The organism is Oricola indica, from assembly GCF_019966595.1.
Taxonomy (GTDB): domain Bacteria; phylum Pseudomonadota; class Alphaproteobacteria; order Rhizobiales; family Rhizobiaceae; genus Oricola; species Oricola indica.
Map to the genome: position 1 here is coordinate 20,198 of NZ_JAINFJ010000004.1, position 16,190 is coordinate 36,387.

A 16,190-nucleotide genomic window follows, 5' to 3' on the forward strand; every position below is an offset into this window, starting at 1 on the left:
CGTACTGGAGCGTGGCTGTGACCTACATCGTCACCGACAACTGCATTCGCTGCAAATACACCGATTGCGTGGAAGTTTGCCCGGTGGATTGCTTCTATGAAGGCGAGAACATGCTCGTCATCCACCCGGACGAATGCATCGATTGCGGCGTCTGCGAACCGGAGTGCCCGGCCGACGCGATCCGCCCGGATACCGAGCCCGGTCTGGAAAACTGGCTCAAAATCAACACGGAATATGCCGAGAAGTGGCCGAATATCACCGTTCGGCGCGAACCGCCGGCCGACGCCAAGGACCTCGACGGCGTTGACGGGAAATACGAGAAATACTTCTCTCCCGAACCGGGCGAAGGCGACTGACCGGCCGGACACGCGCGCTCCCGAGCGCCAAAGCGCCTTGAAAAACGGGCGCGGGATTTCCATTTCCGTTAAGGCAATTCCGCGAAAGCCGCGACCCTTCGGCCTGATATTTGTGCAACGCATTGAAAAACGCGCATTTTTGTGCTATACACACAAGAATGTCATCGCACGTCACGCTTTTGGGCTGTTTGACGCTCCCTCTATGAAGGAACGCCTCTGCAACCGGTAGTCTATCGGGTAGGTCTTTACGACTCCAGTCGGCTCCGGTTTGGCGCATGCGCATGTGCGGGAATGGCAAGAAACGAGTTGCGGCCCCGGCGGAATGGTCCGGCGGGCGCCCGACAGGGAGTAAGCGAAGTATGGCGACTGCCTCGAAAAAGACGTCTCAACGGCAGGGTTTCAAGACCAGCGAGTTCATCGTGTATCCGGCTCACGGTGTTGGCCAGATCGCGGCCATCGAAGAGCAGGAAGTAGCGGGCCACAAGCTCGAACTGTTCGTCGTCGAATTCCAGAAGGACAAGATGCGCCTGAAGGTGCCGGTTGCGAAAGCCGTGGCGATCGGCATGCGCAAGCTGTCCGAGCCGGATTTCGTCGAACGCGCGCTGAAGATCCTTCAGGGCCGTGCCCGCGTGAAACGCACCATGTGGTCGCGCCGCGCGCAGGAATATGACGCCAAGATCAATTCCGGCGACCTGATCTCCATCGCCGAGGTCGTCCGCGATCTCTATCGCGCCGAGAACCAGCCGGAGCAGTCCTATTCCGAGCGTCAGCTCTACGAGGCTGCCCTCGACCGGATGGCGCGCGAAATCGCGGCCGTCAACAAGATCTCCGACACCGAGGCCGTCCGCCTGATCGAGACCAATCTCAACAAGGGTCCGAAACGCGGCGCCAAGGCGGAAAACGACGAGTCCGACGCACAGGAAGAAGCGGCCTGACAGGCCGACGAACCTTCGTCACGAAATCGTGAAGCCCGGCCCCTGCGGCCGGGTTTTTCTTTTGCGGAGAACAACTTGCGCGCGTTGTTCATCCGGTATTGACGGCCCGTCCAGCCGAAACGTGATCTAATCGCCATAAAAAGGCGTATCGTGGATAAACATTCCAAATTCAAACGATCGGGAGAGCGGCATGGGTTCGGAACTGGCAAGACGTTCGATGGTCAAGGCCGCAATGGCCGCCCCTTACCTCGAACGTGAAGAAGAGCACGATCTCGCCGTCCTGTGGAAAGAAAAGCAGGACCAGAACGCCCTTCACAGGATCACGACCGCGCATATGCGCCTCGTCATCTCCATGGCGTCGAAATTCCGCAATTTCGGCCTTCCGATGAACGATCTCATCCAGGAAGGTCATGTCGGCCTGCTCGAAGCGGCCGCGCGTTTCGAACCGGAACGCGACGTGCGCTTTTCCACCTATGCCACATGGTGGATACGGGCCTCCATGCAGGACTACATCCTGCGCAACTGGTCGATCGTGCGCGGCGGCACGAGTTCCGCCCAGAAATCCCTGTTCTTCAATCTGCGTCGGCTGCGCGCGCGCCTCGCGCAAGGCGGCTCGACATCGTCCCAATCGTCGATGTACCGGCAGATTTCCGACGCGCTCGGCGTCTCGGAGAAAGATGTCGCCCTGATGGATTCGCGCCTGTCCGGGCCGGACACCTCACTCAGCGCTCCGGTCTCCTCCGAGGATGAAGCCGGTGCCGCGCGGATGGATTTTCTCGTCGACGATCGTCCGCTGCAGGACGAGGTGGTCGAAGGGATGATCGACGACAAGCGGCGCTCCGAGTGGCTGCAGGACGCGCTGGAGATTCTCAATGACCGCGAAAAACGGATCATCGTCAGGCGGCGCCTGACCGAGGACGGCGCGACGCTGGAAACGCTCGGAACAGAGCTTGGTATCTCGAAGGAGCGCGTGAGACAGATCGAGAACCGGGCTCTGGAAAAGCTGCGTGGCGCACTCGTCAGCGGCAATCCCGACATGGCGGCCATGCACGCCTAATGGATTTCAGGTTGCGCTAGAATCGAAATGCGCTGCCTCTCGCCTTTGGCGCGAACGCGCATTCTCGATGCTGTTGTTTCAATCCAAACCCGAATTGCACCCGGAACCACGGTTCCGACTCAGTCGGTCACGATCTTGTAGGACCGCCCGGTCTCGACCCTCTCGCCGGCGCCAAGCCCGTTGAGCACGCGGAACAGTTCGAGCGGACGCGACACGCCGCGCATGCGGGCGGCGATCGACCTGTCGGTCTCGCCAGGCACGGCCTTGACGATGTCCAGTGTCAATGGCTTCAGCGCCTTCTTCTCGGCCGCGGACAACCGGCGAAAACTGCCTCGCACCGACTGGGCGAGCGCGCCGAGTTGCGATGAGCCGCGCGGCATTGCGGTCAGGATGCGGTAAACCGAGCTGCCGGCGCGAACCACGGTAATGTCGAAATCCCACTGGTCGGCGGTGGCACGGGCCATCGCCGCATTCATGCCGTTGACGGTGATTGGACGGATCGATGTCGGATCGAGCCCTTCCACCCAACCGCTTGCGATATAGGCCGCCAGCGACTGGTTGGACGACACCTCCGCGCCGTCGAAGCGGATCGCGGCGTTATCGGACTCGCGCGAACCGAGCACCGCCTCCGCCCGGTTGTCGATGTCGAAGCCTTTCGGGAAGGTGAAGGTGATGCCGAGCGCGGCGTGCGAATAGACCTGTCCGCGCACATAGCCTTCCTCGGCCGTGTCTCCGAACAGCATTCCGTCGATACCGGCGAGATAGCTCTCGCGGTTCCGCTCGCCCTGGCCGCGCGAGCCGAACTTGCGCGCATGGCCGATCGCCAGTTCGATACGCTGCGGCGTCGAGGGATGGGTTGCGAGAAAATCGAGGCTCGTGTCGCCGTCACCCGATTTGTTGCGGAATTCCATATAGGCCGCCATGGTCTTCTGGAAATCGGCGGCGGCATAGGGGTCGAAGCCGGCTTCGCCGATGGCCGCGATCCCGATCGCGTCGGCCTGAAGCTCCTGGTTGCGCGAGAACTGCGCGAGACGCAACTTTCCGCGCACCAGCGCGCGCCGTCCGGCGTCCTTGTCCGACAGCACGTCCGACACGACGCGGCTTGCAAGTTCGACCTCGGCTTCCTTCTGCTGGCGCAGGATACCGTGATTGGCCGTGACATGGCCCATCTCATGCGCGATCACGGCGGCAAGTTCGGCCGTGTCGTTGGCAAGCGCAAGCAGGCCGCGCGTGATGTAGAGATACCCGCCCGGCAAGGCGAACGCGTTGACGTTCGGCGAGTTGAGGATGGTGATCTGGTAGACTTGGCTCGGATTGTCGGAAACCGTGACCAGCTTGCCGACGATGCCCGCGACCATCCGCTCCAGTTTCGGATTGGAATATTCGCCGCCATAGGTGGCGAGAATCTTCGGATGCTGGGCCTCGCCGACACGGGCGAGCTTTCCGGAGCGCACATTCTCGGCAATGACCGGATTGTTCGAGGGCTTGATCGAGGAGTCGCCCATCAGTTCCGACAGGTTCTGGCAAGACGCGACCAGAAGCGAAGCAGCGGCGACAAACGCCAACCGTACGCCGCGCGAAGGCGTGGCGCTGCGTCCTGGGGCCGCTTTCATCGTGAACGTCTTGCACTTCATGCGGGTAACAGTATCCGGCACTCGAATCGGCGGGACTTGCCCCAAGATCCCTTGCGCCGGCTTACAGGCAAGCCCATGCCGGCGACAAGTCCCTTGCGCAGGCCCAGCTGCGAACATGTCCCTCATGGAGGACGCACTGCCATTCAAATTGGGCGAAACCGCGTCCGACTGTCCCCCCGACGGTCAGTCGGAAACTTCCTCTTTCTCGCCGAGATAGGCACGAACCGGCGCCGGAGCCGTCTCCGAATCGAGCAGCGACGCCGTATCGCCCTCAAGGACGACCGCCCCGTCTGCGAGAAAGACCGTATGCGCCGCGATCCGCCGCGCATCTTCCGGGAAATGGGTCACCATGACGGTGGTCATGTGTCGTTCGTCATGGATCGAGGCCAGGAGATCGAGCATGTCGGCCCGAAGCGCCGGACCGAGCGAGGCGAATGCCTCGTCGAGCAGCAACACGGGCTTTTGCCGGACGATCACCCGGGCCAGCGCGACCCTCTGCCGCTCGCCGCCGGAAAGCTGCGCCGGCAACCGGCCGCCATAGCCGGACAGACCGACACCGGCCAGCGCCACTTCGACCCGGCCCCGGTCTTCCCCGGTCAGCCGCAGGGACGGAGAGACCCCGAGCGCGACATTGTCGAAAACGGACAAATGCGAAAACAGGTTGTTTTCCTGAAACACCATCGACACCGGCCGTTCGGAGACCGGCTCCTGTGTGATGTCGCGATCACCGAAACGGATCGCGCCTTCATCCGGCGTCTCGAAGCCCGCAATCAGATTGATCAGGGTGGATTTGCCCGATCCGCTCGGCCCGATCAGAGCCGTTACGGCGCCGGTGGGAAACGCGCAATCGAACCGCATCTCGGGCGCGTCGCCACGGTATCTAAACCGCACATCCTCGCAGGTCATCGCGACCCTTTGTTCCGTCATCATCCGTTCTCCCGGTTTTTGTCGCTCAGCCGTCCGCCGCGATCCGCGATCGTCATCAGCACCATGGTCATCACGCACAGGATCAGGGCGAGGCCGGCGGCATCCTGGGTTCGGTAGCTGCCCATGCGCTGCAGGATCAGGTAGGGCAGCGTCTGGACGTCCTGCGACCCGAATATCGCGATCACGCCGAGATCGCCCAGCGACAGGGCCAGCGAGAAGGCCAGCGCAAGCCACATAACGCGGCGCAACAGCGGCCACGTCACGAGACGCAAGCGCGCGAACCCCGCGAGCCCGAGCTGGCGACACAGCCGGTCATAGCGCTCGGACGCGCTCATCGCGGCCGGCAGCAGCAGCCGCATGGCGAAGGGAATCGCCATCGCCGCATTGACGATCACCACCATCAGCGGCGCGGCGGCATAGACGTCGCCGAAGCGACGGATCACGATGAACCATCCCGCCGCGATCACCACGGGCGGCACGACCAGGATCAAGCTCGAGGTCTGCCCGAGCAGGCGCTCGCTTTTCCCGGGCGCGCCCGAAAAACGCCGCGCGGCGGCCGCCTTCGCGATGCCGGTCGCAAGCATCAGCGACATTGTGACCGCCAGCAGTGACGCCAGTGCGGCGAGCACCAGGCTCGTTGTCACGGCCGCACGCACGCTCGCCTGGCCCGCGAGCCCCGGCAGGTCGGCGGCGACACCGCGCCATATGATGACGAGGAAGGGCGCGAGAACGAACAGGGCGCCAATCAGGATCACTGCAAAGGACGCCACCCGCAGCGGGAGGCTGCGGCGCATAGGGAACGACCGGAGCCCGCCCAGCGTCAAACCGGCGGAGACCTCGCCGCCGGCGCGCGTCAGGAGGATGAAGGCAAGCGCCGTGACCGCGACCTGGATGACGGCGAGCAGCACCGCGCGCGCAATATCGAAATCGAAGGTCAGCGCCTGGTAGATCGCCACTTCCAGCGTCGTCGCGCGGGGGCCGCCGCCAAGCGTCAGGACCACGGTGAACGAAGTCACGCAGAGCATGAAGATCAGCGACGCCGCCGACATCAGCGCCGGGCGCATGAAGGGCCAAACAACGAAGCGGAACCGCGAAACGAAATCCATGCCGAGCTGATGCGCGAGGCGGTCATATTCCGCCGGCATCGAGCCGAGAGCCCCAAGGACGACACGCACGGCAAGCGGCATATTGAAGAACACATGCGCGATCAGGATACCCGTCAGGCCGTAGATCGACGGAAAACCCAGCCCCGCGCTTTCCGCCAGCCGGCTGAACATCCCCTGCTCCCCATAAAGGCCGACGATCGCCAGAACGGCGACGATCTGCGGCAGGGCGAGCGGCAGGACGAACAGGCGCAGCAGCGCGCCGCTTCCGGGAAAGCGGCGCAATTCGTAAAACGCGGTCGCGACCGGCACCGCGAAGGCAAGCGAAAGCGCGGTCGACAGCGCGGCCTGAAGAAGGGTGAACCGCAGCGCCCGCCAGATCACCGGATCGCCGAGCGCATCGCCGATCTCCGCGCCCGCGTCCGGCAGCGCCAACACCGCGAGCGGCAGAAAGGCGCCGGCCGCCACGAGGGCGAGGAAGGCGGCCGGCACCAGCGCAAGGCCGCCCGCCACACTCCGTTCCTGCTTCCTTGACATCGGGGCGAGCTACCGGCTCATCGCCTCGAGCCACTCATCGACCCAGCCCTTGCGGTTCTCGGCGACTTCCTCCGGCGAAAAAAGCAGTGCCTGCGCCGGCTCCACCAGCTTGCCGAAGGCCTCATCCAGCGGTTCGGAGGTCGGCGCGGCGGGCAGCATCCAGTTCGTTTCGGGAATGACATCCTGAAACGCGGGGCTGATCATGAATTTGAGGAATTCGGCGGCGAGCGGATTGTCCGCCCCCTTCTTGGTCTGTCCGGCGACCTCGATCTGCAGGTAATGACCTTCGGAGAAGGCCGCCGCCCGATAGCGGTCCGTTTCCTCGGCGATCATGTGATAGGCCGGCGACGTGGTGTAGGAGAAAACCATGGGGGCTTCGCCCGACGTGAACAGGCCGTAGGATTCCGACCAGCCCGGCGTCACGGTCAGCACGCTTTCCTTCAGCTTCTCATAGGCTGCCGGGGCGTCGTCGCCATAGAGCTTCCTGATCCACAGCATCAGGCCAAGGCCCGGCGTGGACGTCCGCGGATCCTGAACGACGATCTTGCCGTAATCGCCCGAAAGGAACTCTTCCATGCTTTCCGGTGGCTCCGCGATGGCCTGCGTGTCGTAGATGACGGCGAAATAGCTGTAGTCGAACGGGACGAAGGTGTCGTCGGTCCAGCCGCCCGGAACGGTGACGGCCTGCGTATCGATGCCATGCGGGGCGAAAAATCCGCTCTCCCGGGCTTCGGCGGTGAGATTGGTGTCGAGTCCGAGTACGATATCGGCATCCGTGCTGCCGCCCTCAAGCCGCAACCGGTTCAAAAGGGCGACGCCATCGGCGACCGAGACGAATTCGACGTCGCAACCGCATTGCGCCTCGAAGGCGGTCTCGATTTTCGGGCCCGGTCCCCATTCGGCGGTAAAGCTCTCATAGGTATAGACCGTCAGCGTTCCTTCGGCCTGCGAAGGAAAGACGGTTGCCGCGAGCGACGCCGCGGCGGCGAGAATGATCGATGTTCTGTGCATCACGCACCTCCTTGGTTCGAATGGGGATCGAGGCGCGTTGTCCGTCTATGCGGATAGAGGCGTCTAATCCCTACGCCGGTGCAAACCGGATCAGGTTCGACGGGTTGGCTTTCGCCTCTCAGCTGCCGTGGCAGCACCCCGTTAGAGCGAGGCCTTTGTAGAATGCGAACCGCCGGCCTTCAAGAGGCAAACACCGATTGCCGCTTGGCGGTTCCGCAAAGCTTGGGTAGTGCTTGGCCATGACCAGACGATCTTCGAACCGTTTCGCCATCCTGCTCGACGGCCGACTGCGCCCGACCGCCAGGCTGCGCGCACAGCTGGAAGGCTGCCGTGTTCTCGCGGCCGATGGCGGCATCCGTCACGCGGAAAGCCTCGGGCTGACGCCGGAAATGTGGCTGGGCGATTTCGATTCGGTCGATGACGACCTCAGCGCACGCCATGCCGGCGTGCCACGCGATTCCCATCCCGCCGAAAAGGCCGTGTCCGATGGCAATATCGCGATTCGCCATGCGCTAGATCAGGGCGCGCGCGAAATCGTCGTCGTCGGCGCGCTGGGCGGCGAACGCAGCGATCACGCCTTCTTCAACCTCGCGATCGCAACCGCGCTGGCCCTGCAAGAGCCGGATCTGACCATCATGCTGACATCGGGCGACGAGGAGGCAATCCCGCTGAAGCCCGGACAATCGCTTTTTCCCGACTGGCCGCATGGAACCCTTTTCTCGGTTGTGGGTTTCACGTTCATGGCGGGATTGACGGTCAAAAGCGCGAAATGGCCTTTGGATAGCGTTAACGTTCCATTCGGATCGACTTGGACGCTTTCCAATGTTTCTGGCGACGACTTGGAAATTCTGCTATCGGAAGGCAGTGCTGCGGCGATCGGTCGGTTTGACAATTCGCTGGTTCAGATGTGACATTTGTCACACTAAAGCTGTTTTCGACTGGCTATCGTATGGCGGGAAAAAAGGAGATCGCCCAATGAAAGTTGCAAAATCCATTGCCGTGCTCGCGGTTATCGGTTCACTCGCTGGCTGCACCACGGCCGAACAGACCGCCACCGGCGGTGCCCTGATCGGCGGCGCAATCGGCGCTGCAACCACCGGCAAGATCGGCGGAGCCGCGATCGGCGCCTTCATCGGCGGCGTTGGTGGTTACCTGCTCGGCCGCTCGTCCAACGGCCAGTGCCGTTACCAGCGTCCGGATGGTTCGGTCTTCATCGCGGCTTGCCCGTAAGACCTGGCCTGACCTCAGTCTGAAGCCGTGGCGCGTCATTGCACGCGCCACGGCTTCTGCTTTTTTGACACCCTTGATTTTTACCGCTGCCCGTCCGAGAAGGCGCAAGCTCCAACGGGTTGACGATGGCCATTTCCCCTCCGCTTCTGCGCGCTGAAAACCTGACACTGACCTTCGGCGGCGCGCCGCTTTTTTCCGAGATCTCGTTTTCGGTTCATGCCGGCGACCGCCTCGCGCTGGTTGGCCGCAACGGGTCCGGCAAATCGACTTTGCTGAAGATCGCCGCCGGGCTTTTTGACGCGACGAGCGGCGATGTGGTCACCGAGAAAAACGCCACGATTCGCTACCTGCCGCAGGATCCGGACCTTTCCGGGTTCCCGACCGTGGGCGATTATGCGCGCGCCGAACTCGGCCCGCTCGACGACCCGTTCCGCGTCGATTACCTGCTCGGCGAATTGGGGCTCGATGCAGACCGCTCGCCCGAAGCGATGTCCGGCGGGGAGATGCGCCGCGCGGCGCTTGCCCGCACACTGGCGCCGGAGCCCGACATCCTGTTTCTGGACGAGCCGACGAACCATCTGGACCTGCCGGCGATCGAATGGCTGGAAGACGAACTCGGCCGGTCGCGGTCCGCGATCGTGCTGATTTCGCACGACCGCCGCTTCCTCGAAAAACTGTCTCGCAAGACGCTTTGGCTCGATCGCGGGACACTTCGCGAGAACGGCGCGGGCTTTGCCGCCTTCGAGGACTGGCGCGACAAGGTCTACGAGGAGGAAGAGCGCGAGCACCACAAGCTCGGCCGCAAGATCGTGCGCGAGGAACACTGGGTCACGCATGGCGTTTCCGGCCGCCGCAAGCGCAACATGCGCCGGCTGGGCGAACTGTCGGACTTGCGCAAATCATTTCGCGAGCACCAGTCGCCCGAGGGGACGGCCAAGCTCGCGGCGTCCGAGACTCGGGAAAGCGGCAAGCTGGTCATCGAAGCGAAGGATATCTCGAAGGCATTTGGCGAGAAGTCGCTCGTCCGCGATTTTTCGTTGCGCGTCCATCGCGGCGACCGCATCGGTCTCATCGGCCCGAACGGTGCGGGGAAGACCACGCTGGTCAACCTGCTGACGGGCGACCTGAAGCCGGACACGGGGACCGTGCGCCATGGCGCCAATCTGGACATGGCCGTCCTCGACCAGCGCCGCGACGCGCTCGATCCGAACGAATCGCTGGAGCATTTCCTGACCGACGGACGCGGCCAATCGCTCATCGTCAATGGCGAGCAGAAACACGTCGTCTCCTACATGAAGGACTTCCTGTTCAAGCCGGAACAGGCGCGCACGCCGGTTCGCGAACTGTCCGGCGGCGAAAAGGCGCGTCTCATTCTCGCCCGCACGCTGGCCCGGCCGGCCAACCTGCTGATCCTCGACGAGCCGACCAACGATCTCGACATGGAGACGCTGGATCTCCTGCAGGAACTGGTTTCGGGCTTTCCCGGTACCGTCCTGCTAGTCAGCCATGACCGCGATTTCCTCGACCGCACGGTCAACGCGGTTATCGCGCCCGACGACACCCGCCCCGGCGAAGGCCGCTGGATCGCCTATGCCGGCGGCTATTCCGACATGCTCGCCCAAAAGGGCGAAACCGCACGGTCACAGAAAACCAAGGCAAAACCGGCAGCATCGAAAGCGCCGGCCGCGCCTGCGGCAAAGCCGTCTCAACCCGCCAAGGGCAAACTGTCCTACAAGCAGAAATACGCGCTGGAAACGCTGCCGGCCGAGATCGAGAAACTGAGCGGCGAAATTGAAGACCTCGAGGCGAACCTTGCCGATCCCAAGCTGTTTTCGAGCGATGCGGCCGCGTTCAACCGGATCGCCGCCGATCTCGAAGCAAAGCGCGAACGCCATTCCGCCCTCGAGGAACAATGGCTCGAACTGGAAATGCTTCGCGAGGAAGTCGAAGGCAGCTAGAGGCTAAGCAATCGGCCCGCAGCGATGCCAACGTTCTTCAGGCTGTGGCGATCCCTCGATGATGCGCTCCAGCACCAGATCCTCATCGTGGAAAATGCGGATCCGCACATCGTGTCCCGACTCCGGATCCTCCGCCGGACCGACATAACGAAATATGTGGTCCTTGTATTCGCCGATAACCTTGGCGCCGGACGGAATACTCGCGGTTCCTTCATGAACGCTCAGCATGCGGCCGTCGTCGGAACACCAGTTCCCGTCGATTTCATGCGCGCGCGCGGGTGCTGCGAAAAGCAAAAGTGCGGGCAGGATCAGCGCGCGTCGTTGCATGGTCTTCATGTCTTCGGAACGTCTTCTGCGAGCCCCGCCATGGTGACTCGCCCGTCCTCTCATTGATGGAAAGACCGGCATTTTCATGCCGGTCATTACAAAAAGTTTCTGTGGTCCGCGAGCCATATAAAGCCGGCTCACGGCGCTCGTTTCGATCAGGAGAAGAACTGCCCCCCATTGGCCGAAATGGTCGATCCGGTGATGAACCCGGCATCGTCCGAAGCCAGGAACACGACGCAGCGCGCGATCTCCTCCGGCTCGCCCAGCCGGCCGACCGGGATTTGCGGCAGGATGCGCGACTTCAGCACTTCCTCGTCGATGGCGCGGACCATCTCGGTGCCGATATAGCCCGGGCAGACAGCGTTGACCGTGATGCCGGCCCGTGCGCCTTCCTGCGCGAGCGCGCGTGTGAAGCCGATATCGCCCGCTTTCGCCGCCGAATAGTTGACCTGGCCGGCCTGGCCCTTTTGGCCGTTGATCGACGAAATGTTGATGACGCGGCCGAACTTGCGATCCCGCATGCCCGACCAGACAGGATGCGTCATGTTGAACAGGCCCGACAGGTTCGTGTTGATCACCGCGTCCCAGTTTTCCTTGCTCATCTTGTGGAACATGGAATCGCGGGTGATGCCGGCATTGTTGACCAGCACCTCCACCGGACCGAGATCCGCCTCCACCTTGGCGATACCCTCGACGCAAGCGTCGTAGTCGGCGACCGACCATTTGTAGACCGGAATGCCCGTTTCCGCCTTGAATTTCTCGGCGGCCTCGTCATTGCCCGCATAGTTGGCGGCAACGGTATACCCGGCCTCCTTCAGGGCGATGGAAATGGCGGCGCCAATGCCGCGCGATCCGCCGGTGACGATTGCTGTTTTGCTCATGAAAAGTCCTCCCTTGAAATCGCGGGCGGAGGCGTGCCTCCGCCCGAAGTCCGTTAATGTTCGAAAATGCCGATCACATGCGCTCGATGCACATGGCGACGCCCATGCCGCCACCGATGCAAAGCGTGGCAAGGCCCTTGCTCGCGCCGCTGCGCTTCATCTCGAACAGCAGTGTGTTCAGGATGCGCGCGCCCGACGCTCCGACCGGGTGGCCGATGGCGATCGCGCCGCCATTGACGTTCACGATGTCCGTGTTCCAGCCGAGGTCCTTGTTCACCGCGCAAGCCTGGGCGGCGAAGGCCTCGTTGGCCTCGACGAGATCGAGATCGCCGATCGACCAGCCGGCCTTTTCCAGCGCCTTGCGCGACGCCGGGATCGGGCCGGTGCCCATGATGGACGGATCGACGCCGGCGGTCGCCCAGGAGACGATACGCGCCATCGGCGTGATGCCGCGCCGCGCCGCTTCCTCCTCGCTCATCAGAACGGTCGCCGCGCCGCCATCATTGATGCCCGACGCATTGGCCGCCGTCACCGTGCCCTCCTTGTCGAAGGCCGGACGAAGCTTGCCGACGCCGTCCAACGTTACGCCGTGCTTGATATATTCGTCGTCGGAAACGACGGTCTCGCCCTTGCGGGTCTTCACGGTGAAGGGAACGATCTCGTCCTTGAACTTGCCGGCCTTCTGCGCGGCTTCGGCCTTGTTCTGCGACGCGACAGCGAAAGCATCCTGCTCGTCGCGCGACAGCTGCCACTGCTTCGCGACGTTTTCGGCGGTGGTGCCCATGTGGTAGCCGTTGAAGGCATCCATCAGGCCGTCCTTGAGCATGGTGTCGATCATTTTCATGTCGCCCATCTTCACGCCGCCGCGCAGATGCGCGCAATGCGGCGCCATCGACATCGACTCCTGCCCGCCCGCGACGATGATGCTGGCATCGCCCGTGGCGATCTGCTGCATGCCGAGCGCGACCGCGCGCAGGCCCGACCCGCAAAGCTGGTTCAGGTTCCAGGCCGTGGTTTCCTTGGGGCAGCCCGCCGCCATCGAAGCCTGGCGAGCCGGGTTCTGGCCTTCGCCGGCCGTCAGGATCTGGCCCATGATGACTTCATCGACCTCGGACGCATCGACGCCCGCGCGCTCAAGCGCGCCGCGGATGGCGGCCGCGCCGAGTTCATGCGCCGGGACATTGGCAAACGCGCCGTTGAACGATCCGACCGGCGTACGCGCCGCACTTGCAATAACCACTGATGTCATAAGGGAACTCCTCGTTAATTGTCCGGACTCACGCCAGACCGTACGGATATCTTATAGCCTCGCGAGCAACACTCAATGCCGCCTTTATAAATCCAACCCGTCGGGCGCTAGATAGCACTTGTTCCTACGCCTTTGGCTGCACTGCAACAAAACGCTTTGATATGAGCCGATTTTGTCACTAGTATTTCGCACATGCGGAATGCGCCGACATAAGGCGCAGCCAACGGGAGACTATGTCATGGCAGGAAACGGCGAGCCGACCGTTATCAAGAAGTACGCCAACCGGCGCCTCTATAACACCGGCACAAGCACATATGTGACGCTCGAGGACCTCGCCAAAATGGTGAAGGACGGCGAGGATTTTATCGTCAATGACGCCAAGAGCGGCGAGGACCTGACCCACGCAGTGCTGACCCAGATCATCTTCGAGCAGGAGGGCAAGACCGGCCAGGCGATGCTGCCGGTTTCGGTGCTGCGGCAGCTCATCTCCTTTTACGGCGACCAGATGCAGATGGTTCTGCCGAGCTATCTGGAACACTCGATGGCCCTGTTTTCCAAGGAACAGGAGCGCATCCGCGAGCAGATGACGTCGATGGTCGGCAAGACGCCGATCGACATCATGGCGTCCGGCCAGCAGATGATCGAGGAACAGACGCGGCGCAACATGGAAATGTTCCGCAACGCCATGCAGATGTTCTCGCCCTTCGCGGCATCGGAAGCGGCTGGCGAAGCAACCGAGGAGGCGTCATCGGAAGAGTCCTCGCCGGACGATCTCAAATCCATGCGCGAGCAGATCGCTGCGATGCAGCGCAAGCTCGACTCGATGGACAAGTAAGCCGAAATTACCAACCCAGCGCGCAACCATCCTTGCGCGGGTCGGAACCACCGATCAGGAAACCGCTTTCGCGGTCGATGACGACCGCCTGACCGCCGCCATGCGGTTTCACGGCCGCCTCGACGGGGTGGCCCATCGCCTGCAAGTCGGCCGCCAGTTCGCCGGGAATGCCGGCTTCGGCGCGGATCACGCCCTGATCGTCCCAGAACATTCGCGGATGATCGATCGCCGCCTGCGGATCCATGCCGTGATCGAGAATGTTGGACAGCACATGGGCATGGCCCATCGGCTGGAAATGTCCGCCCATCACGCCGAAGGAAATCGCCGGCAGCCCCTCCCGGGTGACCATGGCCGGAATGATGGTGTGCATCGGACGCTTGTTCGGTCCGATCGCGTTCGGGTGGGACGGATCGGCGCTGAAGCAGTTGCCGCGGTTCTGCAGCACGATCCCCGTCTCCTGCGTGACGATCTGCGCGCCGAAATCACCATAGAGCGAGTTGATGAACGAAACGGCCATGCGGTCGCGGTCGACTACGGTGATGTAGACCGTGTCCGATGTCGGAAGCTCCGGAAGGGTGAGCGAATTGTTGCGCCTGTCGGGATCGAATTGCCGTAAAAGCTCTTCGGCGAAACCCTTCCCGATCAGCGTCTCCGCCGCGACCGGCATGGTGTCCGGATCGCCGAGCCAAGCGTCACGGGCGCTGTAGGCGAGGCGCGCGGCCTCGATTTCGCGGTGATACCGGGCCGCGCTGAGCGCCGGCAGGCCGCCTGCCCCCATCAGGTCGAGAAGGTTCAGCAGGATCATCGCGACCATGCCCTGCCCGCTCGGCGGCAATTCGTGCAGATGATAACCGGAGTAAGCGATATCCAGCGGATTGACCACGGAGGTCCTGCACGCGGCGATATCCTCCTCGGTGAGGAATCCGCCTTTCGCCTGCAATGTCGCCGCGATCTCCGCGGCGACCGATCCGGTGTAGAATGCGTCGGCGCCCTCGCGCGCGATACGCCTCAGGACGCCAGCGAGTTCCGGCGCCCGCCGGCGCTCGCCAACTTGGGGCGTCCTGCCGTCGACCAGCAGATGCCGCCGTGCGCCGTCGTCCTTCGCGAGCGTCTCGGCACTTTTGGCCCAATCCCAGGCGACACGCGGCGCAATGGCGAAGCCTTCCTCGCCATAACGGATCGCATCGCGCAGAAGGCGGTCGAAACCAAGCGTGCCGTGCAGCGCGAGAAGCGTCTCCCAGCCGCGCACCATGCCGGGCACCGTGACAGCATGGGCGGAGTGCGGCGGGATCGTGTCGAATCCGTTGTCGGCATACCAGTCCGCGGCGGCGCCGGCGGCCGCCCGGCCCGCGCCGTCGATCCCGGTGATTTCGCCGTCCGGCCGGCAGACGATGGCGAAACAGTCGCCTCAGATCCCCGTCATCTGCGGCTCGACCACGCCAAGCGTCGCGGCGGCGGCCACGGCCGCATCGGCAGCGTTGCCGCCCTCCTTGAGAATTTCCAGCGCCGTTGCGGCGGCAAGCGGATGGGACGTCGCGACAAGACCGTTCTCGGCGAAAACCGGCGAACGGCCGGGAAGCTGGAAATTACGCATCGATTCTCGACACTCAGGGAAAAACTGTTTGAACGAACGGGAAAACCCGAACCATGTTAGGGTCGAAGCCCGGCAGCACGCCGCGCCCTATGAAATAAACCTCAAAAACGCAAGAGAGCCCGTACCATGTCAACCATACCGCTCGCCGAGGCAAACCGGATCATCGAAGCCACGCTGGCCAAGGGCCGCGAGATGGGCATCAAGCCGCTGTCGGCGGCGGTGCTTGACCCGGGCGGCCACCTGATCGCGTTTCAGCGGTCCGACAATTCGTCCTTCCTGCGGTTCGAGATCGCGGCCGGGAAAGCCTATGGCGCCCTTGCCGTCGGAGCCGGCTCGCGCTGGCTCAACGCCCAGGCGGAAACCCGGCCGCATTTTCTCGAAGGCCTGTCGAACGTCTCGGGCGGGAAGATCGTCGCCGTGCCGGGCGGTGTCCTCGTCAAGCGCGACGGCATGATCGTCGGCGCCGTCGGCGTCACCGGCGACACGTCCGACAATGACGAGGCTTGCGCCGTCGCCGGTATCGAGGCCGCCGGTTTCGAGGCCGATCCAGGCTGAC

General features: G+C 63.2%; 15 protein-coding genes, 1 pseudogene and 1 riboswitch. Of the genes and pseudogenes, 8 read left to right on the forward strand and 8 right to left on the reverse strand.

The window, feature by feature from the left end; genetic code table 11:
• Positions 1 to 17 precede the first annotated feature (17 nt).
• The 3 genes from fdxA to LC343_RS11680 all read left to right on the forward strand — a co-directional run bounded on the left by fdxA (position 18) and on the right by LC343_RS11680 (position 2,348).
• The gene (gene fdxA / locus LC343_RS11670) at positions 18 to 356 is read left to right on the forward strand and encodes a ferredoxin FdxA (RefSeq protein WP_223477315.1); all 339 of its coding nucleotides are present in this window, start codon (positions 18 to 20) and stop codon (positions 354 to 356) included.
• A 359-nt stretch (positions 357 to 715) separates the two neighbouring features.
• On the forward strand, positions 716 to 1,291 hold the full coding sequence (locus tag LC343_RS11675) for a CarD family transcriptional regulator (RefSeq protein WP_223477316.1): 576 nt from the start codon (positions 716 to 718) through the stop codon (positions 1,289 to 1,291).
• A gap of 190 nt (positions 1,292 to 1,481) precedes the next feature.
• A complete protein-coding gene (locus LC343_RS11680; protein ID WP_223477317.1) occupies positions 1,482 to 2,348 on the forward strand; it encodes an RNA polymerase factor sigma-32 in 867 nt (288 codons plus the stop codon).
• A gap of 119 nt (positions 2,349 to 2,467) precedes the next feature.
• On the opposite strand, the gene LC343_RS11685 is transcribed toward LC343_RS11680, so the two are convergent.
• The 4 genes from LC343_RS11685 to thiB form a co-directional block, all read right to left on the reverse strand.
• Positions 2,468 to 3,853, reverse strand: coding sequence for a M48 family metalloprotease (locus tag LC343_RS11685; RefSeq protein ID WP_487345356.1), 1,386 nt, complete (start codon positions 3,851 to 3,853; stop codon positions 2,468 to 2,470).
• A 312-nt stretch (positions 3,854 to 4,165) separates the two neighbouring features.
• The gene (thiQ, locus tag LC343_RS11690; RefSeq protein ID WP_223477318.1) at positions 4,166 to 4,909 is read right to left on the reverse strand and encodes a thiamine ABC transporter ATP-binding protein; all 744 of its coding nucleotides are present in this window, start codon (positions 4,907 to 4,909) and stop codon (positions 4,166 to 4,168) included.
• Positions 4,909 to 6,549 carry a thiamine/thiamine pyrophosphate ABC transporter permease ThiP gene (locus LC343_RS11695; protein WP_238484277.1) on the reverse strand — a complete coding sequence of 547 codons (1,641 nt, stop codon included), beginning with the start codon at positions 6,547 to 6,549 and terminating at the stop codon, positions 4,909 to 4,911. The genes thiQ and LC343_RS11695 overlap by 1 nt, the downstream gene beginning before the upstream one ends.
• Before the next feature lie 9 nt (positions 6,550 to 6,558).
• The gene (gene thiB, locus LC343_RS11700) at positions 6,559 to 7,560 is read right to left on the reverse strand and encodes a thiamine ABC transporter substrate binding subunit (RefSeq protein WP_223477320.1); all 1,002 of its coding nucleotides are present in this window, start codon (positions 7,558 to 7,560) and stop codon (positions 6,559 to 6,561) included.
• 50 nt (positions 7,561 to 7,610) lie between these two features.
• A riboswitch (TPP riboswitch) is annotated at positions 7,611 to 7,711 on the reverse strand.
• Between the two features lie 88 nt (positions 7,712 to 7,799).
• Between thiB and LC343_RS11705 the strand changes: the two genes are divergently transcribed.
• The 3 genes from LC343_RS11705 (at position 7,800) to LC343_RS11715 (ending at position 10,748) form a co-directional block, all read left to right on the forward strand.
• A complete protein-coding gene (locus LC343_RS11705; RefSeq protein WP_223477321.1) occupies positions 7,800 to 8,471 on the forward strand; it encodes a thiamine diphosphokinase in 672 nt (223 codons plus the stop codon).
• A gap of 64 nt (positions 8,472 to 8,535) precedes the next feature.
• Positions 8,536 to 8,790, forward strand: coding sequence for a YMGG-like glycine zipper-containing protein (locus LC343_RS11710; protein ID WP_223477322.1), 255 nt, complete (start codon positions 8,536 to 8,538; stop codon positions 8,788 to 8,790).
• A gap of 131 nt (positions 8,791 to 8,921) precedes the next feature.
• Positions 8,922 to 10,748, forward strand: coding sequence for an ABC-F family ATP-binding cassette domain-containing protein (locus LC343_RS11715; RefSeq protein ID WP_223477703.1), 1,827 nt, complete (start codon positions 8,922 to 8,924; stop codon positions 10,746 to 10,748).
• Positions 10,749 to 10,751: 3 nt separating this feature from the next.
• Here the strand turns inward: LC343_RS11715 and LC343_RS11720 are convergent, their stop codons facing one another.
• The 3 genes from LC343_RS11720 to LC343_RS11730 form a co-directional block, all read right to left on the reverse strand.
• Complete coding sequence (locus LC343_RS11720) at positions 10,752 to 11,171, reverse strand: hypothetical protein (protein ID WP_223477323.1); 420 nt, start codon at positions 11,169 to 11,171, stop codon at positions 10,752 to 10,754.
• 59 nt (positions 11,172 to 11,230) lie between these two features.
• Positions 11,231 to 11,956 carry an acetoacetyl-CoA reductase gene (gene phbB / locus LC343_RS11725; protein ID WP_223477324.1) on the reverse strand — a complete coding sequence of 242 codons (726 nt, stop codon included), beginning with the start codon at positions 11,954 to 11,956 and terminating at the stop codon, positions 11,231 to 11,233.
• A gap of 73 nt (positions 11,957 to 12,029) precedes the next feature.
• On the reverse strand, positions 12,030 to 13,205 hold the full coding sequence (locus LC343_RS11730) for an acetyl-CoA C-acetyltransferase (RefSeq protein ID WP_223477325.1): 1,176 nt from the start codon (positions 13,203 to 13,205) through the stop codon (positions 12,030 to 12,032).
• Between the two features lie 238 nt (positions 13,206 to 13,443).
• On the opposite strand from LC343_RS11730, the gene phaR reads away from it, so the two are divergent.
• On the forward strand, positions 13,444 to 14,040 hold the full coding sequence (gene phaR, locus LC343_RS11735; protein ID WP_223477326.1) for a polyhydroxyalkanoate synthesis repressor PhaR: 597 nt from the start codon (positions 13,444 to 13,446) through the stop codon (positions 14,038 to 14,040).
• A 7-nt stretch (positions 14,041 to 14,047) separates the two neighbouring features.
• Here phaR and ggt read toward each other — a convergent pair.
• Positions 14,048 to 15,634: pseudogene (gene ggt / locus LC343_RS11740) on the reverse strand (gamma-glutamyltransferase).
• 126 nt (positions 15,635 to 15,760) lie between these two features.
• Here ggt and LC343_RS11745 point away from each other — a divergent pair.
• A complete protein-coding gene (locus tag LC343_RS11745) occupies positions 15,761 to 16,189 on the forward strand; it encodes a GlcG/HbpS family heme-binding protein (protein WP_223477327.1) in 429 nt (142 codons plus the stop codon).
• The last annotated feature ends 1 nt before the right edge of the window (position 16,190 follow it).